A 19,887-nucleotide genomic window follows, 5' to 3' on the forward strand; every position below is an offset into this window, starting at 1 on the left:
AGGCGGAAATGCTGGCAAGGCCATCAGGCTGACACCGCATAGGCCACGATCAGCTGACAGAAAGCAGCTTTGTTAATGAATCAAACAACGACTGTGGCAAACCTGGCAAGTCCTTTGTTTCACTCGTCCGAATATCGCCAGACTGAAAAGCCTTCAGTGCACGTCTGAGTGAAGCCGAAGTCTGAGACTGCAGCCCCGCCTGCCGGCCTTCACTGCGCATTCGCATGAGCTGCACACCGAACTGCGCGCGTGCTTTAGCAACCGAATCTGCGCTGGCATCAGTCACACCAGCCGCCTCGGGTGTCCAGTACTGGTTCAATGCCAGCGCCATGGCTCGAATCACTTGTGGGCTCCCGATACGATCCGGGAGATACCAGTCATCGGGGCTCAGCGTTTCGGTCCAGGCATATTTCACCAGCAGGGACTGTAATGTTGATTCCGCCGATTCCGGGAAATGCACATCGTAGCCAGCGCCTTCGACATACTCCCGGGCGGCTCGTTGAGCGATCGTGAGCAACCGTCGTTTCTCTGAATCATCCAGACCATTGCCTTTCTGCACGATCGTCATATACCCCCGGGCCTGCATCGCCAAAGGCAGCCGCTGAAACTGTGAGTCTGCATCCCGGCAAGCATCGGCGGCAGCATCCAGAAATGGCAGATACGGGCGGTCCTTCTCCGAGGTGATGGCAAATGCCACCGTCTGCGTATCGCTCATCAGCCACCCGCCACAGACTGACAGCTCTTTACCGGAAAGGTAAGGATGCATGTGACCTACTCTGGCTAACGCCATCAATCCCTGGAGTATCTCGCTTCGGTTCTTCGAAGCGGCGCCGTGTGTCAGATTTCCGATACCGGAAGGCGTCGAGACCCGGTACCGGTTTTGACGCAACCTGGCGGGGAGTCGTAGAACCTTTGTGATCTGGCAAAAGCCTGCGCCAGCTGGTTCACGGCATCCTGATTGAACACCCCTTTGTTTGCCTGAAGAAGTGCACGAAACAGAACCATGTTGGTGTTGGCGCCCAGCATATTGACCCAGGGATGATCTGGGCAGGCTTGAACATAGGCGTCCATGTCTCTGGCCTTCGCCACCAGCATCTGCGTACTATCCAGGACGACACCTAAAGCATCAGGCAATACCTCGGCATCACAGGCATCGGCATGCACAGGGCTGGCAGCCAGCGTAGTCAGCCCCAGTGTCATAACCAGTATTGTTCGAATCATGAGTCAGACTCCTATGAAACCTAATACCGGGCTTCACACGCCCTCACCTCGGAGTCCAGAATGTCCTCAAACCCGGAGAGCCGTTTAGCTCTACGAACTCTTGCCTGGTCCGCCCAGGCAGCTCAGGGGGCTTTCTGGAAGAAGGTCCTCTCACAGGCGGCCAGATCCGCCATCAGTGACTGTTCAAGATCCAGATAGGCCTTGCGTTTGGCATACTCCTGATCGGCGAGCGCTTTTTTCTCGGCCTTGGAGCCGGGTTTACTCTCAATGTCGTATACGAGCCGACCGGCTTCAGCTTTCAAATGCTGGATGTTGGCAGCCAGCCCCCGGCCCTTTGAGTCCACATCTTTCGCGACCGACTCGAAACTCTGGCCTGCATTCTGATCAACATATCCCTTGATCAAATGCTGGGCTCGTGCCTGACCAGCCTGGGCCTTTGCCGGATTCATCAGTGCGAAGGCCCAGTAGTTGATCGCACAAGGCAATGCATCAGGCGCAGCACGGGCGGGACCCGAAACAATAGCGAACGCCCCCGAAAGGCAAACAACTGCCGTCAGTGAAAGGGGGAAAGGTCGGAGACGAGCGGCCATGACTTTTCCTTGGAGTGCGTATCAACAAAAGGTTAGTTGAGCCTGCCCCCCTGAAAATAGTGAATTTCCTTGGGGTTCCTGATTGAACGTGATCGGGAGTAAGCGTGAGTACTGAACCACCCCATGGCTAAAGCCCAGGGGGTTCTGAAGGCGTGCGTGCGAGGGGTATCCGGGCTCTGAGTCTGGCGACGTACAGCATCCCGGCCGGGACCTTGCACAAACCTTCTTTGCCGCGCGATCGACTCTGATGCAATAGCCACTGTGGGATTGCCGCAAGGCGACCCGCTTGTCGATTCGTGAAGCGGTCACAGTCCCGCGCGTTCTGGTAGCGGTTGCGCAACCGCCCAGCCCTTTGCGAGCCGGTGCCGGGACGGACTGTGCCCGTCTTGCGTGGCGTGCTTTGGCAGGAAGTGCTCGCAGGCCTGGGTGTCGGTGGTCTGGCTGTCGCCCTGGCTGCCCAGTCAACGTTGCAAAACTTCATCTCTGGCATCACGCTCTACTTCGACCAACCTAGCGATTGGGGACTACTGCAAATTTGGCAGCAGAGATGGCACAGTCGAGTGCGTCAGGATGCGGTCAACTAGAATCCGTACGCCGGATCGCACGCTCCTAACCGTTCCAAACAACGAATTCTCCAACATGCGGTTGGAGAATTACACCAACCGTGACTGCATGGCTCTGAACACGACCTTGCAGGTACGTTATGAAACAACACCCGACCCGTTTCGGGGAGTACGTACGCTATCGGTCAGTTTTATTGTTTCCGTATCTAGCAAGTGCTCAATACAGGTTTCAATGAATATCTGGGCCGGACTCGATAAAGTCGCATCGAGCAAATAGGAGGCACAGATTACCCGGGAAAGAGCAAGATCATCAATAGGCACCAATGAAATAGCATCCTGGTTATATACGCGCAGGAACGAAGATGGAAGAATTCCGATTCCCAGGCCTGCTCCAATAAACCCGATCATCGAGTTAACTCGGTCCACTTCGTAAACAGGTGTGACAGTTAACCCGATTCTTAAATACTCATGATCGATCAATTGTCGTACGTTGCTGGTTGGTCGCATGGCAACCTGTGGAAACTGGGCAATCTGCTCCCATCGAACCGATTGAAAATGAGTCAGCGGGTGCCCCTCCGGGCAGATGAGCACGAGTTTATCGACGAACAGTTCACGTTGCATGAGATCGGCTGCTGTCTGCTTCCGAGGTGTCAGCACGACCTCGACCTGCCGACAACGCAAGGCATCGATACAGTCTTCGTACACTTTTTCAATAAGCTGAACCTCAACTCCGGGTAGCCTGCCACTGAATCGACGTAGAGCACCAGGCAAAAAACTCGCCATGACTGAAGGCGACGCAGCAATTCGTAATGAGCCTGCATTGCCTGTCACAACGCTCTCAAGCCTCTCGAAAGTAAGGTCAAATTCGAATAGAAGCTGCCGTCCGAGCTTCAGAAACTCTTTGCCTACCGAGGTGAGCTCTACTGAACGGGTGTGACGATCAAGCAGCCGCGCACCTATGGTGCGCTCAAGATTACGAATTTTGTCGGAAAGTGTGGGTTGCGAGATATGTAGGTTTTCTGCAGCCCGGCTAAAGCTCAGAGCTTGGGCGACTTCGACAAACGCTTCCAGATCACGGATATTGACTCGCCGTCTAGGGTTAATTATCGGCATTTCCTATAAATTTGACCTTATAAATCGATAAACAAGGGTCGAACATAGCACTAATCTACAAGTCAGGAAATACGTCAAGACCGATAGTCGCAACAAAAGCTTGATAAATCACAAGCGAAGGAGACATACGATGAATGCCAGTTCAACCGATACAAGGTCCATAAGTGTCACTCCTCTCGGCGAAGCACTAGGTGCTGAGATCAGCGGAGTTGACTTCAAGCAACCACTAACCGAATCCGTTCTCGCAGAGATCAACGAGGCTTGGGCAAAACACCTGGTTCTCAGGTTCAGGGGATTGCAAGGCCTCAGCCCAGAAGAGCTGATCGACTTCTCAAAGAGTTTTGGGACGTTGGACGCGCGTCCAATTGCAACTGGAGACAGAGGCGCCTACTTGGAAGTCGATCGTCCGGAATTGACTATCATTTCCAATGTCATCATTGATGGCAAGCCCATTGGCGGTCTGGGTGCTTATGAGGCTGACTGGCACGCTGACATGACATATGTTGAGCGGCCACCGAAAGGCAGCTGCCTTTATGCCGTGGAAATCCCGCCCGCAGGCGGCCGAACGTACTTTGCCAACATGTATCTGGCCTACGACACCCTGGACCACGAGACAAAGCAAAAAATCGAGAACCTTACCTGCATTCACGATGCCAGTCGAAACAGTGCCGGGCAACTTCGCAACGGATACGAAGAAATTAATGATCCCCGACAGACGATCGGACCATCACATCCACTGGTACGTATCCACCCAACCACTGGCCGCAGATGCTTGTTGCTGGGACGCCGTCGCAATGCATACATCAACGGGCTCGACCTTGAGGAAAGCGAAGCGTTACTGAACAAGCTTTGGACGCACGCAACCCAGTCGCAGTTCACATGGGGCCAAGAGTGGGAACTCGGCGACATGATCATGTGGGACAACCGCTGCACCATGCATTACCGGGAAGCGTTTGACCCGTCCTCACGCAGAATAATGTTTCGCACTCAGATTTCCGGTGAACCTGTTGTCGGTCTTTAAGAACTCAGGCGATTGACCAAAGATGAAAATTAAAGAAATTGACCTGATTCAAGTCAAGGTGCCGCTGACCGTTCCTTACGTGGTTTCCACCCGTACGATCACAGACTTCGACCCCATCCTCATTTGCGCTCGCGACGAAGATGGCCGCGAAGGATGGGGCGAAGCACTTATTGCGCCTGGCTATACCTATGAAACCCTTGAAGGAGCCTGGACCTTTTGTGAGACGGCGGCCGGGCTGATATGCGGTGAGTCAATTGACAAGGCTCGCAGCATTGTTTCAGAGAATCTCGCGACAAGTCCGGGCGCTGCCAGCGCTTTGCTCGCTGCGATGGACATGCTGCAGAATGTTTCGGTGTTGAACCCCAAGGAAGATATTCAAATTCCTTTACTGGCGCCTTTGCAAGGACACTCTCCATCTGAAATCGAGGAGCAAGTGGAAAAGCTGATTGAACAAGGATTTAAAACGCTCAAGGTCAAGGTGGGCTTCAACTGGGAGGATGACCTTCACCGAGTGGAATTGGTTCAACAAGCCATTCGGGGCCGAACAACCATACGACTTGATGCGAATCGAAGTTTCAAAGTTGACGATGCCATCAAGTTCGCACAAAAGTTACAGGCAGAGGGAATTGAGCTATTCGAGCAACCCTGCGGTTCAGATGCGTGGGACGACAATGCCGCAGTTGCCGCGAAATCAAACGTAGCCGTCATGCTTGATGAGTCCATCTACAACATGGACGACGTACGCCGCGCAGCGGCTATCGACGGCGTCAAGTTTATAAAACTGAAACTCAAGAAAATCGGTAGCGTTGAAATGCTATGCGATGCGCTGGACGAAATCAGAAACCTCGGTGTTGAGCCCGTTCTGGGTGACGGGACAGCTCTGGAAGTCGGCTGCTGGATGGAAGCGTGTGTGGCTGCGCAGAAAATCAACAACGCTGGAGAGATGAACGGGTTTTTAAAGACAACAGACCGTCTCTTTAAAGATCCACTAGCTTTCTCAGAGGGATGCATGCTCATTCCTGCAAACTTTCAACCCGATATCGACCATGACGTCGTGCGTTTTTATACACAACGAGTCAAACGATTCAGCAAAGAATAACTGGAGGGATAATCAAAATGAATTTTATTTCACGTGGTGCATTTGTTGGAGCCATCAGTCTGACACTCATGTCGGTACCGCTGACGGCAGCCGCACAGTATCCGACCAAACCTGTAACACTGATTGTTCCAGGACCTGCGGGTAGTGGAACGGACGGGATCGGACGACTCCTGGCAAAGGAGTTCTCCGAAGAGTGGGGGCAGCCCGTTGTCGTAGAAAACAGAGCGGGAGCGTCTGGAATGATAGGCACCCAGGCGCTGCTCAGACAGCCAGCCGACGGTTACACCATACTGCTTGGACACGTCTCCACGCACTCTGTCGTCCCGGCCGTCCAGGATCCGACACCCTACAACCCAGTTGATGACTTTGAAGCCATTGGTCAGGTGGGATCGACATCCAATATCCTGGTCGTACCAACCAGCTCTGACATCCAGTCGGTCGAGGATCTCATTGCGCTTGCAAAAAGTGGCACAACGCTAAGTTATGGATCACCAGGAGTTGGACTAACTCAGCATTTTGCTGGCTATACGTTTGGAAAAATCAACGACCTAGATATGTTGCATGTTCCTTACAAGGGCAGCGGTCCGGCATTAATGGACCTGCTTGGCGGTCGGATCAACATGATGTTTGTCACACCTCCCGCTGCTTACGGTGGCGTCAAAGGTGGCAAGCTACGTGTGCTTGGACAGACATCGGAGAAGCGCCAGACCGCCTTTCCAGATGCCCCGACATTCGAAGAGCTAAAGATGCCAGACTTAACCAGCACATCATGGTTCGGGATGTTTGCACCAGCAGGAACCCCGAAGGATGTGGTTGAAAAGATCAATCAATCACTGCACAAAGCTTTGGAGAAAGAGCCTGTTCGTGAACAGCTTGCTGTCATGGTTATCGAGCCCGCGGACCCGCACTCTCCGGACGACTTTAAAGCATTCGTCTCACGCGACTATGAGCGCTGGAAGAAGACTGTAGAAGAGTCTGATATTGCGGCGGGTTCATAACAAACACATAAACAAATATTTAAAAATCAACACATTACAAGAAATAATCAGGAGACTTGATTATGTTGAAAAGTATAAATGCTCTAGCAATAGTTACTACCATTTTCGTAGCAGCCATATCACCGGTAAAAGCGGATGAAGCCTACCCGGACAGACCCATCACCATCGTTGTTGCCTACCCACCTGGGGGCGGAATAGACACGCTGGCACGGCTCATTAGCGTAGAGCTGTCGGACAGACTTGGACAACCTGTTGTCGTGCTAAACAAGGCAGGTGCCGCCGGCTCAATTGGTACTGCTTCAGTTGCACGAGACAAACCAGATGGCTACACAATGCTTCTCAGCGGCGCCAACGCCATTCTGAGCCCATTGGTTGACCCCAATCTAAGCTTTACGATCAAGGACTTCTCTCCCGTTGCTCGTTTGACGGTCACCCCCTACACCCTTGCGATCTCACCAAGCCTGGGAATCAATACCTTTGAGGAACTGGTCGAATACAGCAAACAGCATCCAGGTGAACTTAACTATGGATCGACCGGACTCGGCTCTGTTCAGCATCTCCTCGGCGCTCTTGCACAAAATCGCGCAGACGTCGACTGGACTCACATTCCATACAAAGGAGGCAATGAAGCACTACGCGAGCTTTCCGCAGAACGGGTTCAGATTATGTTCAGCAATCCAATTCCGTTGACACCTTATCTTCAAAACGAAAGTATCAAGGTGATCGGCGTGGCGACCGAGGATCGAATTCCGGCCATGCCAGACGTTCCGACACTACTCGAGCAAGGAGTGGAAGACTTCGACATTACAACCTGGGTAGGCCTGTTGTCTCCTGCAGGTACGCCGGAATCGATTCGTAACAAGATCAGCGATGAAATCGTATCGATCGTCGAAATCCCAAAGATCCGCACCGCAATTGAGCAACTCGGAAGCATCGTTTCCCCAATGCCGACCAAACAATTTGGTGAATTTCTGATTAAAGATGAGGCCAGGTGGAAAAGCATACTGGACCAGTCAGGCTTCGACAGCAAGAGCTAGGCAAGCGACGTTTGACTGATGCCGACCCTGAAACATTGCGTATAACTAATCTACTGACTGGAGTTTCAATTGCGCCTGATTTCATTCTTAGACCAGGGCCAACCCAGACTTGCAGCACTGAAAGATGGAAACGTGTACCGACTCGATTCCATCCTGGATGACCCGCAGGCAAATCTGATGGATATCCTGAGACAGGGTCCAGATGCACTGGCCTCTCTGTCTGACAAGTTTGCCCAAAGCGATTTGCCGGTCGACAAGTCACTGACGCTCGAATCGATGCGGTTTTTGCCACCCATTGGGCGCCCGGGCAAGATCATTTGCCTCGGGCTTAACTATGCTGACCATGCTGCAGAAGGAGGTCATTCCCGCCCAGAATATCCTAGTGTTTTTCTGCGTAGCGCGACATCTCTTGTGGCGCACGGTCAGAACATGATTCTTCCTGAATGCTCAGAGCAACTGGATTATGAGGCTGAACTCGCCGTCATCATCGGAACTCGTTGCAAGAACGTACCCGTCGAGAAAGCGCAGGAGGTCATAGCCGGTTACAGCTGTTTCAACGATGGAAGCATTCGTGACTACCAGAGAAAAACGGCGCAGTGGACGGTAGGGAAGAACTTTGATGCGACAGGTGCCTTCGGGCCATTTTTTGTGTCAGTAGAAGAGTTACCACCCGCTGCGAAAGGCTTGCGTATTCAAACCAGACTCAACGGTGTCGTGATGCAAGACGCGAATACCAGCGACATGCTCTTTCCCGTTGAGGAGGCAATTGCGATTTTGTCGGAGTGCATGACCCTGGAACCGGGCGATGTCATTGTGACGGGTACCCCTGCAGGAGTTGGTGCTGCGCGCAAACCGCCCGTATGGATGAAAGCTAACGATCTGGTTGAAGTGGAAATCGAGGGCATCGGCATTCTTTCAAATACCGTAGCGTCTCAAAAACAGCATGGCAGTCAGATCACTTAAGTTGAGAAATCTCTTTCAGAGAGCTAGTACTGAACCACCCCGGGCCTTTTCAGAGATGTATCCTTGACTGGAAGGGCAACCGGGTCAACCAGGTCGACTTTTTGAAAAATTGAAATGCGGCTTCAAAATCGTTTCAAGATGCACTGTGGAGGGTGAATCAGGCTTTAGCATTGACTTGATACTGCAGAATTTTTTCGGGCCCAGACTCTGAGGTCTCATAAAAAAAGCGATCTACCCGAAGAAGGTTTACGCACACGACTGCGAAGCCGGCCTCTTTCTTTAAACGCATTCTCCATGGAAATTTTAGTCGACACGTATCAGTCAGTCTGTGCGGGGGGTGATAAGAAGAATGAAAATGGAATGCATCTGTGGCCATCTGATCCTGGACAATCATGACCACCTTTCAAACAAAGGGCATGTCATACCGGATCAACTCTGGCTCGACCTGCTGGATCGCATCAACTCTGCTATTGAGCGTCCAGGCAAAACGGATAAAGAACGAGAAACCGCATGCATGGCCGTGCGCAAAAAGCTGAATGATAGTAAGAGGACGGCCTGGCAGTGTGATACGTGCGAGCGGCTTTATATTGATGACACGAACGGCCGAACACTGGCTTTCGAGAGCGCAAGCACTGGAGTCGCCACCGGAATCTTTCGTGGATTCTGAGTAGCCCTGTACGATGAGTGTGATCAGCTAACTTTATGTGTTATTGGTGGAATTTGATCAACCTAAATCCGTCAGTTGCTTGCTTCCAATTCGGCTAGACGCTAATGTTTATGCGGGTTTGCATCAGATGGGGGTATTCACCAAATGGGTGAGCGTAAAAACAAGTCAAAAACAGCCGTTGCGACCGTCTCTGAGCCGTTGGTGGTGGACACCATGGGCGGTCGCATACATGTGCACTGGGATGAGTCAGCGCAAGCGACTCCCAACGGACAGCTGGTCTTTTTTGCCGAGTTTCTTGCCTGCACGGGCGTCTTTGATCGCTGGGTCGAGCGCTGCCCTCTGACCTATACCAGTCCCAACTCGCCGGGCAACCGGGATGTGCTGGGGACGTTGCTGCTGGCCATCCTGGCGGGTTACCAGCGCTATGCGCATGTGACCGCCTTTCGTAACGATAGAGGGGTGATCAGGTCGTAGCGAAATCGCTCGGAACGAACAAAATCATCAGCGAGGACTCCTTGCGCCGGGCACTGGCCCGGATGGACGAGCAAGCTAGTCAGGCGTGGTTGCGCCCCGCACTCATGTCGAGTGTACGCGAGGCGCTGGATCGCGACTGGATACTGGACATAGATGCGAGCGTTAAGCCTTTATACGGCAAACAGGAAGGGGCGTTGAAGGGCTACAACCCGCACAAGCCCGGCCGACCCAGTCACGTGCTGCACACGTACTGGGTGAGTCCGCTACGACAGGTTCTGGATGTGCAGCTGACAGCGGGCAACCAGCATGCGAGTTCCCATGCTCGAGCAGGTCTGGAACAGCTACTGGACGAGCTGGGCGAGAAAGCGCCTGCGCTGGTGCGCGGTGACAGTGGTTACGGCAACGAGGGGATTCTGGTGGCGCTTGAGCAACGCCAGCAACCCTATCTGCTGCGGCTGCGCCAGACGGCTAACGTTCAACGCCTGGTGCGACGCCAGTTTGACCGGCTGGACTGGAGCCGCACCGACTCTCAGGGCTTCCAGGCGGTTCAGGACGAGGTCAAGCTCTCGGGCTGGAGCCAGCCACGGCGGGTGGTGATCCTGCGTCGCCGGCTACGCGAAGGTATTGCCCGGGAGACATTGGATGACCATGGGCAGTTGCGTCTGGACTTTGCGGATCACCATATCCTGGATGCCGCCCGGATGTGGGAATACACCGTGCTGGTGACCAACGCGGACTATCGCCTGGAATCGATTGCCCAACTGTATCGGGATCGCTGTGATTGCGAGAATGGCTTTGATGAACTGAAGAATCAGTGGGGGCTCTCAGGTTTCACCACCCGGGATCTGAATCGCAGTCAGACGACTGCACGTGCGGGAGCCCTGATCTACAACTGGTGGAGCTGGTACTGTCGGGCTGCCCATCCGGGTGGCAGACTCGAGGCGATCACGAGTCGCCCGTTGTTGCTGGCCGCCGTGGGTAAGGCCGCGAGTCATGCTGGACAGACGACCCTGTATCTGACGTCCATGCACGCCAGAATGGACACTATCAATCAGTTGCTGGTCAACGTTCGTGCGGCTTTACAGCATGTCAGATTGACCGCGGAGCAGTTCAAGGATGTCGACCGATGGAGCACCCTGCTGAAGTACGTATGCCAGAAAATTGCACCCCGGATTGATGCTCAACCAGCCTGTCGGACACTGCCGGCGACGGGCTAACTGCTTTTTTTAGGATCAAGAAAGGTGATCGATCGCCAGGACAAACTCCACTTCACACGGGAAGTACCCTGCCCGACCGGGCCTAACCTCACTCAATCGCTGACACCACGACAAACGATAGGGTCTCGGCACTCTGGGGCACAGGTTTACGATGGACTTTGTAGCTCGCAAACGACCCGATGCATGCATGTCAGCCTTCGCAGCGAGGGGCAGTCCGTTTTTTGGATCCACTCCTCAAATAGATCCGGATTGGTTTCGGGTGTGAGTCGATAACTCATGATCAGGTTGGCCATACGGTGTTTCCTCCGACTGGGCTAGTTGAGTCGTCAGAGAACATGTGCGTTCCCCAATCTCGACAACCCGGCAAACCAAAGCTCAACGAACCGGGTAGATCTGGAACACGCGATCGTCTCTGTTTATCCGGGAGAACCCCTGCAGAGTTCACTACCAGCAGCCAGTATCAACATGGTATGATTTTGACCAGTTAGCGGTACACGCGACATGGCAAAAGTACACCTGAACGATTTTCAGGATGGCCTGTCGTCGAGTCAATCTGATTCACCTCCGCAATTCTTGACTTGCAGGACAGACATGACACAACCGGTTTCTAGCACTGTTTCGTTGTGGTGGCGCTTCCAGTAGGAGGCGACACTGTGTTGCGGCCCCGACCGCACCTTGCCGCCGACTCCGGACAGGCAAGGTTCTGCAAAAGTCTCTCCGGCACGGCGGCTCCCAGATTCCAGGAGAAAGCCTGATGACCGCCATCAAACCCGTTCTAAATCTGATCTGTCTGGAACCTTGCTGTACATGAAGGTACACCAGGCTAACTCGTGCGCCTTTCACGCGCGACTGGAAAAGTTTTGCTTGGTGACAAGCGACTGAATATAAGAAGAGGTTTGTGTGTCCAAGATACTCATGATCGACAACTACGATTCCTTCACCTACAACCTGGTGCAGTACTTCGGGGAACTGGGTGAAGATGTTCACGTCTACCGCAACGACCAGATCACAATCGAAGAGGTTGAAGCTCTGGCGCCCGATCACATCTGCATTTCGCCCGGTCCGTGCTCTCCCGCAGAAGCGGGCATTTCGGTTCCTGTCATCAAACACTTTGCCGGCAGGACCCCGATTCTGGGAGTCTGCCTGGGTCATCAGGCAATTGGCGCTGCGTTTGGTGGGCGAATCGTGCGTGCGAAGGAGATCATGCATGGCAAGACGTCTGTTATCACCCATACCGGATCGGACGTCTTCATGGATCTGCCAAGTCCTTTTACCGTGATCCGCTACCACTCTCTGGCCATTGAACGCGAAACCCTGCCGGACTGCCTGACTGTCACAGCACAGACAGCTGATGGCGAGATCATGGGTGTGCGTCATAAAACCTTGCCAATCTATGGCGTACAGTTTCACCCTGAATCCATACTAAGCGAACATGGTCACGCGCTGCTGCGCAACTTCCTGCGAATCGAGCACCACGTGGCGATGGAGGCATGATGACAATCACTCAAACCGAAGCTCTGGCCCGTTGTATTGAGCACCGCGAAATTTTTCATGACGAGATGCTGTACTTGATGCGCAGTCTCATGAAAGGAGAGATGGCCCCGACCATGGCGGCCGCTCTGCTGATGGGATTGCGGGTCAAGAAGGAAACCATCGGTGAAATCACCGCAGCGGCCATGGTCATGCGTGAGTTTGCGACCCCGGTTAAAGTCGACGATCCAGACGAGCTGCTTGATCTTTGCGGAACGGGAGGAGACGGTACCAGCACTTTCAATATCTCAACCAGCGCCATGTTCGTTGCAGCCGCGGCCGGCGTACAGATTGCCAAGCATGGCGGTCGCAGCGCGTCATCGCCTAGCGGCAGCGTGGATCTGATCGAAGCACTGGGAGCCCGCGTCGATCTGAACCCGGAGCAAATCAATGAGTGTCTGCGCGAAACAGGGGTAGGCTTCATGTTTGCGCAGAACCATCACTCTGCCATGCGGCATGTTGCGCCCATTCGCAAGGAACTCGGGGTCAGGACCATTTTCAACATTCTGGGCCCATTGACCAATCCGGCTGGCGCACGAAATCAGATGATGGGCGTGTTCCATCAGGATCTTGTCGGGATCCAGGTCCGGGTACTCAAAGCCCTGGGCTCACGACATGTGCTGATTGTGCATGGTCTGGATGGCATGGATGAGGCCTCACTCGGCGCACCGACAATGGTCGGGGAACTCAAGGACGGGGAAGTCATTGAGTACGAAATCCACCCTGAAGACTTCGGGATGGACATGATTTCAAACCGCTCTATCCGGATAAGCACTCGGGAGGAGTCCAAGGCACTGGTTCTGCAAGCTCTCTCGAACAAACCTGGGGTGGCCCGTGACATCGTGGCGTATAACGCCGGTATCGCGATTTACGCCGGCAACAAGGCACCATCCATTCAGGAAGGCATCAAAATGGCCTTCGATGCACTGGCCAGTGGTGCTGCACGAGAGAAACTCGAGCAGTTTTGCGAAGCCACCCGGAGGATTGCAAAATGAGCACTGACGTTTTAAGCAAGATCCTGACCGTCAAGGCAGAAGAAGTAAAGATGGCGCGACAACTGCGCAGTCTGAACGAGCTGATGCGCGAGGCCCAGGCTCGCAAGGATGTTCGCGGTTTCGCCTCAGCGATCGAAGACAAGATTGCCAGCGGACACGCTGCAGTGATTGCTGAGGTCAAGAAAGCGTCACCTTCAAAAGGGGTGCTCAGAGAACACTTTGATCCGGCAACGATTGCAAAATCCTACACAGCCGCTGGCGCCGCCTGCCTGTCAGTCTTGACCGATGTGCAGTTCTTCCAGGGCTCTCATGACTACCTGCGCCAGGCGCGCGCAGCCTGCCCCCTGCCAGTGTTGCGAAAGGATTTCATGATCGACCCGTATCAGGTCGTTTCTGCCAGAGCCATGGGTGCTGACTGCATTCTGCTGATCGTCGCTGCGCTTGAACTGGGCCAGATGCAGGAGCTGGAGTCCTGCGCGGTCGATCTCGGCATGGATGTCCTGGTCGAGGTTCACGACGAGAGCGAACTCGAAAACGCACTGAAACTCAAGACGTCTCTGCTCGGGATCAACAATCGCAACCTGAAGACGTTCGAAACCACCTTGCAGACAACGTTGGACTTGCTGCCCAGAATTCCGGCAGACAAGCGTGTTGTGACCGAAAGCGGCATCCTCAAGTCGGATGATGCACAACTCATGCGAGACAACGGCGTGGAGGCATTTCTGATTGGAGAAGCTTTCATGCGAGCAGAAAACCCGGGACAAGCGCTTTCCGATCTGTTTCAGCACACACGCCAGAAGGCGGCGTAGGGCTGATCCGAACCCCAAACGAGCTCAATCGTGTCACGCCCGCACCAAATTCACACCAGCCATGCCCGGGTCCTGCTCCGGCCACTGATTGGCGTGAATGGTGTCGTGACGTGATGCGTCTTTGGCAGTCCTGTCAGGACTTCTTGTTGATTCCGCAGCTATTGATACGCAGCAGCGAATAGGCAGGACACACTCGCAAAAGCCCTGTCAACAGCGGCAGCACACCAATCCAGCCCCACGGCCCAATCTGGTTGGTCAAGGTCAACACGATCAGCAAAATGCCAACGATGATGCGGATCGCCCGATCAACTGTTCCTACATTGCTATTCATTGCTCGCTCCTTGTGCGGTAAGTCTTAAGGTTAGAAAGACCCTGCAACCAGGCAGAGCCGAAAGTACTCGATCAATCCTGCTCCCTTTCTGCCTCACCCTGGGGATGACAGAAAAGCCCATGCAGTGTGTACATGATCTGAAGAACGGATTCACTAGCCAGCGTGTAGTAAATGAACTTTCCTTCCCTTCTGGTGTTGACCAGCCCCTCGTCACGCAAGACACCAAGTTGCTGCGACAGCGTTGGCTGGCGAATTCCAGTGAGCCGCTCGAGTTCCCCTACATTGCGTTCTTCATCGATCAGGTGACACAAAAGCAGCAAGCGGTCTTCATTGGCCATTGTCTTGAGCAAAGAACACGCCCTGCCGGCCGAGTCTCGCAACTCGTTGATCGCAGATGCTGGCAAATTGGCAACCATATTCATGACAATTTTCCTCTTGATTCCCTCACGACACATCCCTGTTCCGAAGAGACGGTCCACAGGAACCGCTCAATGGAAAAACCTCGTATAGCGCGGGTCGAGCCTGATGCAATCATTATATTTACAAATAAATTATGTTTCAATAAAATATTAGCGTACATTTAATTATCGCAAGGAGTTTGATCGTGCGCTGCAAATCTTTTTTTGATGAAATGACTGCCACGTTCACGTACGTCGTGGATGACGGTCCAGGTACACCTTGTGCCATTATTGACTCTGTTCTCAACTACGATCCAAAATCTGGACGCACCAGCACTGAAAGTGCTGACCAGATCATTGCATACATCAGACATGAGAACCTCCGGGTCCAGTGGCTGCTTGAAACACACGCCCACGCGGACCATCTCTCGGCTGCGCCCTACATCCGACGGGCGGTTGGTGGCAAGATTGCCATTGGATCAGCCATCCAGACTGTTCAGGGCGTTTTCAAGAAAATCTTCAATCTGGAACCCGAATTTCAGCTTGACGGGTCACAGTTTGACTATCTGTTTGAACCGGACGAAGTGTTTCATATTGGCAACATTCAAGCCCAGGCATGGCACGTCCCCGGCCACACGCCAGCAGACATGGCATATCTCGTGAACAAAGACACAATGTTTGTCGGTGACACGCTGTTCATGCCAGACGTTGGATCGGCTCGTTGTGACTTTCCTGGAGGCAGTGCCCCCGCTCTCTACGCATCGGCCAGACGCATTCTGGCCCTGCCGGACCAGACGCGGCTCATGATGTGTCACGACTATCCGCCAGGTGGTCGGGAAGTACGTCATGAAACAACGGTTGCGCAACAACGTGCACACAACATCCATCTGCGCGACGGGATATCAGAACAGGAATTTGTCAACATGCGTACCACCCGTGACGACACGCTGGCCATGCCCACACTGCTGTTGCCGTCGATTCAGGTCAACATCCGGGCAGGAGAATTTCCCCCGGCGGAGTCAAACGGGATACATTATCTGAAAATCCCGATAAACGCTTTGTGAGGCCCAGTGCATGTTCGATGACGCCGAGTCCGACCCGAAACTGCTCAGTGACGAGGCTGACCGGATTATTCCGACCCTTCGCACACAACTGCTCAAAGCACAGTATCAGCATCTGAACAAGCAGGATCGTGCACTACTGATTCTGGTGGGTGGTATTGATGGTGCGGGCAAGGGCGACACCATCAACTTGCTCAATGACTGGATGGATCCCCGGCATATCAGAACAATTGCTTTTGGGCCGGCCAACCGCTCCGACAAGCAATACCCGCCCGCGTACCGTTTCTGGCAGGCACTGCCACCAAAAGGCCAGACCGGCATTGTGTTTGGATCCGGCTATGCGCCTCTCATCTCAGAGGCCGTCAAAAAGCGCCCCGATACACGCAAACTGGAAGACATGGTGCTGATGGCAAGGCGGTTTGAGGCAGACCTCGTTGCCAACGGGGTACAAGTCATCAAACTGTGGTTTCACCTATCGCGAAAGGCCCAGTCGGAACGTACCAGCCGATTGCTCGAGAATCCGTCAACTGCGTGGAAGGTAAGCCCACTGGACAAGAAAGTTCATAAACGATTCTCTCGCTTGAGAGACGCAGGACAGCGAATTATCGAGGCGACCGACTCGGCGCATTCGCCGTGGATCATCATCCCGGCAGCCGACGAGAACATGCGCAACGTGCGAACCGGACAGGCTGTCCTGCAGGCCCTGCGCAGACAATCCATTCGCGTCCCGGCCCTGCATGACCCGGCCGAGCTCCCAAAGCTCAGACCGTCTATCAATCCACTGACAAAGCTCGATTACACGGTTTCCATCCCGAAGGATGAGTACGACGAGCAGATGCTCCTCTGGCTGAACAGGCTTGCCGAGGCGGTCAGACATCCCAAGTTCGTCAAACATCACTCGCTGGTGCTTGCTTTCGAGGGCCAGGATGCCGCCGGCAAAGGAGGCAACATCCGCCGCCTGACCCGAGCAATGGACGCGCGCCAGTACAAGATCACCCCTATTTCTGCTCCACGGCAGTTCGAACTGAACCGTCCGCACTTGTGGCGTTTCTGGAGAGAGGTTCCTGCCAAGGGCAAGATCGCGATTTTTGATCGATCATGGTACGGGCGCGTTCTGGTCGAACGCGTCGAGAACCTGACTCCCAAGGTATCGTGGCGCAGAGGCTATACCGAGATCAATGCTTTCGAACAACAATTAGTCAACCATGGTGCGATTGTTCTCAAATTCTGGCTCGCCATCACAGAAGACGAACAACTCAAACGGTTCAAAGAACGCGAGAAGTCACCCTTCAAACAGTTCAAGATCACGGCGGATGACTGGCGAAACCGGGAAAAGTGGAAGGAGTATTACCGCGCTGCGGGCGACATGCTTTCGTTCACCCACACCGATCTAGCCCCCTGGCATGTCCTGTCTTCAAATGACAAGCGTTATGCTCGGGTTCAGGTTGTCAAGCGTGTCACACAGGCGATCGAAAATGCCATCAAGTCCCATGACTGAAACACACTGTGAGCTGTGCCAGACCGAGGGTGGTCAGGTCCTGGTACGAGCCCGACTCTGGCGAATCATCGACGCTGGTGATCCGGTGTTTGCCGGATTTACCCGGGTGGTCTGGAACGCCCATGTCAAGGAAATGACGGATCTTGACAGCGATTCTCAAGCCAGGCTGATAGCGATCGTGCTTCGCGTTGAACGTGTCATGCGTGAAACACTTGAACCCCACAAAATCAATCTGGCCAGTCTGGGTAACCAGGTTGCTCACCTACACTGGCACGTGATACCACGCTGGGAAGATGATCTGGCGTTTCCCGCCCCGATCTGGAACGCACCGGCACCTGGTCCAGACAAGGCTACGCTCGCCGGGCTGAGATCAGCAACTGTCAATAGTCGTCTTAGCGATTATCATCAGGCTTTGATCAACGAATTCCAGAACGAGACATGACAAAGACCTCTCCAAGCCAGACCTGGCGCTCGCTGCTGTTTGTTCCGGCTCACAGTGACAAGTTTCTCGAAAGCGCCCTTCGTCGTGATGCAGATGCCATTCAACTGGATCTCGAAGATGCCTGCCCACCCGACCAGAAAGAAGCGACTCGTGGGCGTATCGGCGAGATTGCCCAGCGCGCAGCCGATGCTGGTTTTGATGTCATTGTGCGTGTGAATCGCCCCTGGCGAATGCTGGTGCGTGATCTAGAAGGGTGCGTGCACCCGGCTGTCAAGGCGATCACCTTGCCCAAGGTGCCTGACGGATCGTTTATTCGCAGTGTTTCCGAAGTGCTCGACGAATGCGAGATCGAAGCAGGGCTGCCAGTCGGACACACCAGACTGATTGCCATGGTCGAAGATGCTGACGGGCTGGCCAACCTGGATAACATCGCCCAGGCCCACTCAAGGGTGTACGGCATGATCGTGGGCGCCGAAGACCTGGCCGTATCTATGCGCATGGCAGTTGATCCAGATGGTCTCTACATCCCGAACGTCATGACTGTCGTTGCATGCCGCCGCGCTGGTATTGTTCCGCTCGGATTTGTCGGGTCAGTGGCAGATTTTGCGGACCGGGAGAAGTTTCGTGAAACGGTACAACGCGCGGCACGACTCGGATTCGAGGGTGCCTTCTGTGTTCACCCATCGCAAGTTGAAGCGGCTAATGAAGCCTTCAGCCCCGACCCCAGGGCGGTTGAGCGTGCACGGGCGCTACTTGAGACGTTTGACGCGGAGATGGCAGCAGGACGCGCTGCCTGCAAGTTTGAGGGACGGATGGTAGATGCGCCCGTTGCTGCCCAGGCGCGCCTGCTGATCGAACGCGACGAAGCGATTTCTGCCATGAAAGCCCGCCGGACCGCTGCCAAAGGCACATAGGTCAAGCCACATGTCGGGCATTCTGCCGGATCACTTGCCGACCAATTGTCTGCGCGACATCGCGGCGCTCGACACACAGACATTGCCCGCCTGCTGGCGGGCAATTCTGGATGAGCCGTGCGTGGCCGACAAGCTGGCATCCATCCGGCGAACATTACAGCAGCAACTGGACAAGGGGCTCGTTCTGTTTCCGGATGACCCCTGGCGGGCGCTTAGACTCACTCCTTTATCGGAGGTCAAGGTCGTCATTCTCGGCCAGGACCCCTATCATGGACCAAATCAGGCGCGTGGGCTGGCATTTTCTGTGGACAGTCACTGTCCGACGCCACCGAGCCTGCGCAATATTTTCAAGGAGCTGGACCGCGGCAGCGAGCCGGGATTGCGGCCACCTCGAAGCAACGATCTCACCGAATGGGCCAGACAAGGTGTGCTGCTGCTGAACGCGAGTCTGACCGTACAACAAGGGGCTGCCGCCTCGCATGCGAGGATTGGCTGGCAGACCGTCACTGACAGGCTCATCAGCGCTGTTGCGGCACGTCATCAGCCAACCGTGTACCTGCTATGGGGACGCCACGCGCAGGAAAAGCGCTCGTTGATCGAGGCTGGCAACACGGCACCCGATACTGACAGGATGCATAGTATTCTCACGGCCAATCATCCATCACCTCTTTCGGCCATGCGTGGCCCGACACCCTTCATCGGTTGCGATCATTTCCAACTGACCAATCAGTGGCTTGTCAAAAGGGATCAGACTCCCATCGTGTGGTGATTAATCCGGATTTGGCAGCGACTCAAAAGATTTTTTGACGTCTGTTACAAAAAATTTGATCGCCATGCAACATTCCGGAAATTTTCTATGTCCTCATAGGGAAAGTGAAAGAAAAGTGCGACATTGAACAGGCCGGAGTCCCGGTTGATCTGCTGCGGATGCTGGTCTTTTTGTGAA

23 protein-coding genes and 1 pseudogene are annotated in these 19,887 nt (G+C 54.1%); 18 read left to right on the forward strand and 6 right to left on the reverse strand.

Going from position 1 to position 19,887, the window contains the following annotated elements; genetic code table 11:
* Window positions 1-49: 49 nt before the first annotated feature.
* The 3 genes from DBV39_RS13350 to DBV39_RS13360 form a co-directional block, all read right to left on the reverse strand.
* Window positions 50-766 (reverse strand): hypothetical protein, encoded by a 717-nt coding sequence (locus DBV39_RS13350; protein ID WP_108621949.1) that lies wholly within the window; start codon window positions 764-766, stop codon window positions 50-52.
* Between the two features lie 71 nt (window positions 767-837).
* Complete coding sequence (locus DBV39_RS13355) at window positions 838-1,221, reverse strand: hypothetical protein (protein ID WP_108621950.1); 384 nt, start codon at window positions 1,219-1,221, stop codon at window positions 838-840.
* 122 nt (window positions 1,222-1,343) lie between these two features.
* Window positions 1,344-1,811 (reverse strand): hypothetical protein, encoded by a 468-nt coding sequence (locus DBV39_RS13360; protein WP_108621951.1) that lies wholly within the window; start codon window positions 1,809-1,811, stop codon window positions 1,344-1,346.
* 386 nt (window positions 1,812-2,197) lie between these two features.
* Between DBV39_RS13360 and DBV39_RS19735 the strand changes: the two genes are divergently transcribed.
* On the forward strand, window positions 2,198-2,395 hold the full coding sequence (locus tag DBV39_RS19735; RefSeq protein WP_193853091.1) for a mechanosensitive ion channel domain-containing protein: 198 nt from the start codon (window positions 2,198-2,200) through the stop codon (window positions 2,393-2,395).
* Complete coding sequence (locus tag DBV39_RS20655; RefSeq protein WP_407669293.1) at window positions 2,328-2,651, forward strand: mechanosensitive ion channel domain-containing protein; 324 nt, start codon at window positions 2,328-2,330, stop codon at window positions 2,649-2,651. Before DBV39_RS19735 ends, DBV39_RS20655 begins: the two co-directional genes overlap by 68 nt.
* Here DBV39_RS20655 and DBV39_RS13370 read toward each other — a convergent pair.
* Window positions 2,645-3,487, reverse strand: a pseudogene (locus tag DBV39_RS13370) (LysR family transcriptional regulator); the annotation flags it as partial. The gene DBV39_RS20655 and the pseudogene DBV39_RS13370 overlap by 7 nt on opposite strands.
* 130 nt (window positions 3,488-3,617) lie before the next feature.
* Here DBV39_RS13370 and DBV39_RS13375 point away from each other — a divergent pair.
* The 11 genes from DBV39_RS13375 to trpC all read left to right on the forward strand — a co-directional run bounded on the left by DBV39_RS13375 (window position 3,618) and on the right by trpC (window position 14,297).
* Entirely contained in the window at window positions 3,618-4,508 is an 891-nt protein-coding gene (locus DBV39_RS13375; protein ID WP_108621953.1) for a TauD/TfdA dioxygenase family protein, read from the forward strand.
* A gap of 22 nt (window positions 4,509-4,530) precedes the next feature.
* On the forward strand, window positions 4,531-5,607 hold the full coding sequence (locus DBV39_RS13380) for a mandelate racemase/muconate lactonizing enzyme family protein (RefSeq protein WP_108621954.1): 1,077 nt from the start codon (window positions 4,531-4,533) through the stop codon (window positions 5,605-5,607).
* A gap of 17 nt (window positions 5,608-5,624) precedes the next feature.
* Complete coding sequence (locus DBV39_RS13385) at window positions 5,625-6,605, forward strand: Bug family tripartite tricarboxylate transporter substrate binding protein (RefSeq protein ID WP_108621955.1); 981 nt, start codon at window positions 5,625-5,627, stop codon at window positions 6,603-6,605.
* Window positions 6,606-6,667: 62 nt separating this feature from the next.
* Entirely contained in the window at window positions 6,668-7,642 is a 975-nt protein-coding gene (locus DBV39_RS13390; protein WP_108621956.1) for a Bug family tripartite tricarboxylate transporter substrate binding protein, read from the forward strand.
* Window positions 7,643-7,711: 69 nt separating this feature from the next.
* Window positions 7,712-8,605, forward strand: a complete 894-nt coding sequence (locus DBV39_RS13395) for a fumarylacetoacetate hydrolase family protein (RefSeq protein WP_227870629.1) — start codon at window positions 7,712-7,714, stop codon at window positions 8,603-8,605.
* Window positions 8,606-8,960: 355 nt separating this feature from the next.
* Window positions 8,961-9,272, forward strand: coding sequence for a hypothetical protein (locus DBV39_RS13400; protein WP_108621957.1), 312 nt, complete (start codon window positions 8,961-8,963; stop codon window positions 9,270-9,272).
* Window positions 9,273-9,416: 144 nt separating this feature from the next.
* Window positions 9,417-9,746 carry an MBT domain-containing protein gene (locus DBV39_RS13405; protein WP_108621958.1) on the forward strand — a complete coding sequence of 110 codons (330 nt, stop codon included), beginning with the start codon at window positions 9,417-9,419 and terminating at the stop codon, window positions 9,744-9,746.
* Window positions 9,747-9,787: 41 nt separating this feature from the next.
* Entirely contained in the window at window positions 9,788-10,963 is a 1,176-nt protein-coding gene (locus tag DBV39_RS13410; RefSeq protein WP_265416005.1) for a transposase, read from the forward strand.
* Window positions 10,964-11,878: 915 nt separating this feature from the next.
* A complete protein-coding gene (locus DBV39_RS13415) occupies window positions 11,879-12,457 on the forward strand; it encodes an anthranilate synthase component II (protein WP_108621960.1) in 579 nt (192 codons plus the stop codon).
* Complete coding sequence (gene trpD / locus DBV39_RS13420; protein WP_108621961.1) at window positions 12,457-13,488, forward strand: anthranilate phosphoribosyltransferase; 1,032 nt, start codon at window positions 12,457-12,459, stop codon at window positions 13,486-13,488. Before DBV39_RS13415 ends, trpD begins: the two co-directional genes overlap by 1 nt.
* The gene (gene trpC, locus DBV39_RS13425; RefSeq protein ID WP_108621962.1) at window positions 13,485-14,297 is read left to right on the forward strand and encodes an indole-3-glycerol phosphate synthase TrpC; all 813 of its coding nucleotides are present in this window, start codon (window positions 13,485-13,487) and stop codon (window positions 14,295-14,297) included. The genes trpD and trpC overlap by 4 nt, the downstream gene beginning before the upstream one ends.
* Before the next feature lie 133 nt (window positions 14,298-14,430).
* Here the strand turns inward: trpC and DBV39_RS13430 are convergent, their stop codons facing one another.
* The gene (locus DBV39_RS13430; RefSeq protein ID WP_108621963.1) at window positions 14,431-14,628 is read right to left on the reverse strand and encodes a YgaP family membrane protein; all 198 of its coding nucleotides are present in this window, start codon (window positions 14,626-14,628) and stop codon (window positions 14,431-14,433) included.
* 71 nt (window positions 14,629-14,699) lie between these two features.
* Complete coding sequence (locus DBV39_RS13435) at window positions 14,700-15,044, reverse strand: ArsR/SmtB family transcription factor (RefSeq protein WP_108623277.1); 345 nt, start codon at window positions 15,042-15,044, stop codon at window positions 14,700-14,702.
* Window positions 15,045-15,259: 215 nt separating this feature from the next.
* Between DBV39_RS13435 and DBV39_RS13440 the strand changes: the two genes are divergently transcribed.
* From DBV39_RS13440 to DBV39_RS13460, 5 genes are read left to right on the forward strand one after another with little or no spacing between them, the layout of a single operon-like run.
* Window positions 15,260-16,090 carry an MBL fold metallo-hydrolase gene (locus DBV39_RS13440; protein WP_193853073.1) on the forward strand — a complete coding sequence of 277 codons (831 nt, stop codon included), beginning with the start codon at window positions 15,260-15,262 and terminating at the stop codon, window positions 16,088-16,090.
* Between the two features lie 10 nt (window positions 16,091-16,100).
* Window positions 16,101-17,585, forward strand: coding sequence for a polyphosphate:AMP phosphotransferase (gene pap / locus DBV39_RS13445; RefSeq protein WP_108621965.1), 1,485 nt, complete (start codon window positions 16,101-16,103; stop codon window positions 17,583-17,585).
* Window positions 17,578-18,027, forward strand: a complete 450-nt coding sequence (locus tag DBV39_RS13450; protein WP_108621966.1) for an HIT family protein — start codon at window positions 17,578-17,580, stop codon at window positions 18,025-18,027. The genes pap and DBV39_RS13450 overlap by 8 nt, the downstream gene beginning before the upstream one ends.
* Window positions 18,024-18,941: an HpcH/HpaI aldolase/citrate lyase family protein gene (locus tag DBV39_RS13455; protein ID WP_108621967.1), complete on the forward strand. Its 918-nt coding sequence runs from the start codon at window positions 18,024-18,026 to the stop codon at window positions 18,939-18,941. Before DBV39_RS13450 ends, DBV39_RS13455 begins: the two co-directional genes overlap by 4 nt.
* Before the next feature lie 10 nt (window positions 18,942-18,951).
* Window positions 18,952-19,710, forward strand: a complete 759-nt coding sequence (locus tag DBV39_RS13460; protein ID WP_108621968.1) for a uracil-DNA glycosylase — start codon at window positions 18,952-18,954, stop codon at window positions 19,708-19,710.
* Window positions 19,711-19,887 lie beyond the last annotated feature (177 nt).

Origin of the sequence: Orrella marina (genome assembly GCF_003058465.1) — a bacterium.
Lineage (GTDB): Bacteria > Pseudomonadota > Gammaproteobacteria > Burkholderiales > Burkholderiaceae_B > Algicoccus > Algicoccus marinus.

Bases quoted from the DNA above. Each gene is read 5' to 3' on its own strand.
- DBV39_RS13350 (WP_108621949.1), bottom strand. From the start codon at position 766: ATGCATCCTTACCTTTCCGGTAAAGAGCTGTCAGTCTGTGGCGGGTGG.
- DBV39_RS13355 (WP_108621950.1), bottom strand. From the start codon at position 1,221: ATGATTCGAACAATACTGGTTATGACACTGGGGCTGACTACGCTGGCT.
- DBV39_RS13360 (WP_108621951.1), bottom strand. From the start codon at position 1,811: ATGGCCGCTCGTCTCCGACCTTTCCCCCTTTCACTGACGGCAGTTGTT.
- DBV39_RS13375 (WP_108621953.1), top strand. From the start codon at position 3,618: ATGAATGCCAGTTCAACCGATACAAGGTCCATAAGTGTCACTCCTCTC.
- DBV39_RS13380 (WP_108621954.1), top strand. From the start codon at position 4,531: ATGAAAATTAAAGAAATTGACCTGATTCAAGTCAAGGTGCCGCTGACC.
- DBV39_RS13385 (WP_108621955.1), top strand. From the start codon at position 5,625: ATGAATTTTATTTCACGTGGTGCATTTGTTGGAGCCATCAGTCTGACA.
- DBV39_RS13390 (WP_108621956.1), top strand. From the start codon at position 6,668: ATGTTGAAAAGTATAAATGCTCTAGCAATAGTTACTACCATTTTCGTA.
- DBV39_RS13400 (WP_108621957.1), top strand. From the start codon at position 8,961: ATGGAATGCATCTGTGGCCATCTGATCCTGGACAATCATGACCACCTT.
- DBV39_RS13405 (WP_108621958.1), top strand. From the start codon at position 9,417: ATGGGTGAGCGTAAAAACAAGTCAAAAACAGCCGTTGCGACCGTCTCT.
- DBV39_RS13415 (WP_108621960.1), top strand. From the start codon at position 11,879: ATGATCGACAACTACGATTCCTTCACCTACAACCTGGTGCAGTACTTC.
- trpD (WP_108621961.1), top strand. From the start codon at position 12,457: ATGACAATCACTCAAACCGAAGCTCTGGCCCGTTGTATTGAGCACCGC.
- trpC (WP_108621962.1), top strand. From the start codon at position 13,485: ATGAGCACTGACGTTTTAAGCAAGATCCTGACCGTCAAGGCAGAAGAA.
- DBV39_RS13430 (WP_108621963.1), bottom strand. From the start codon at position 14,628: ATGAATAGCAATGTAGGAACAGTTGATCGGGCGATCCGCATCATCGTT.
- DBV39_RS13435 (WP_108623277.1), bottom strand. From the start codon at position 15,044: ATGGTTGCCAATTTGCCAGCATCTGCGATCAACGAGTTGCGAGACTCG.
- DBV39_RS13440 (WP_193853073.1), top strand. From the start codon at position 15,260: ATGACTGCCACGTTCACGTACGTCGTGGATGACGGTCCAGGTACACCT.
- pap (WP_108621965.1), top strand. From the start codon at position 16,101: ATGTTCGATGACGCCGAGTCCGACCCGAAACTGCTCAGTGACGAGGCT.
- DBV39_RS13450 (WP_108621966.1), top strand. From the start codon at position 17,578: ATGACTGAAACACACTGTGAGCTGTGCCAGACCGAGGGTGGTCAGGTC.
- DBV39_RS13455 (WP_108621967.1), top strand. From the start codon at position 18,024: ATGACAAAGACCTCTCCAAGCCAGACCTGGCGCTCGCTGCTGTTTGTT.
- DBV39_RS13460 (WP_108621968.1), top strand. From the start codon at position 18,952: ATGTCGGGCATTCTGCCGGATCACTTGCCGACCAATTGTCTGCGCGAC.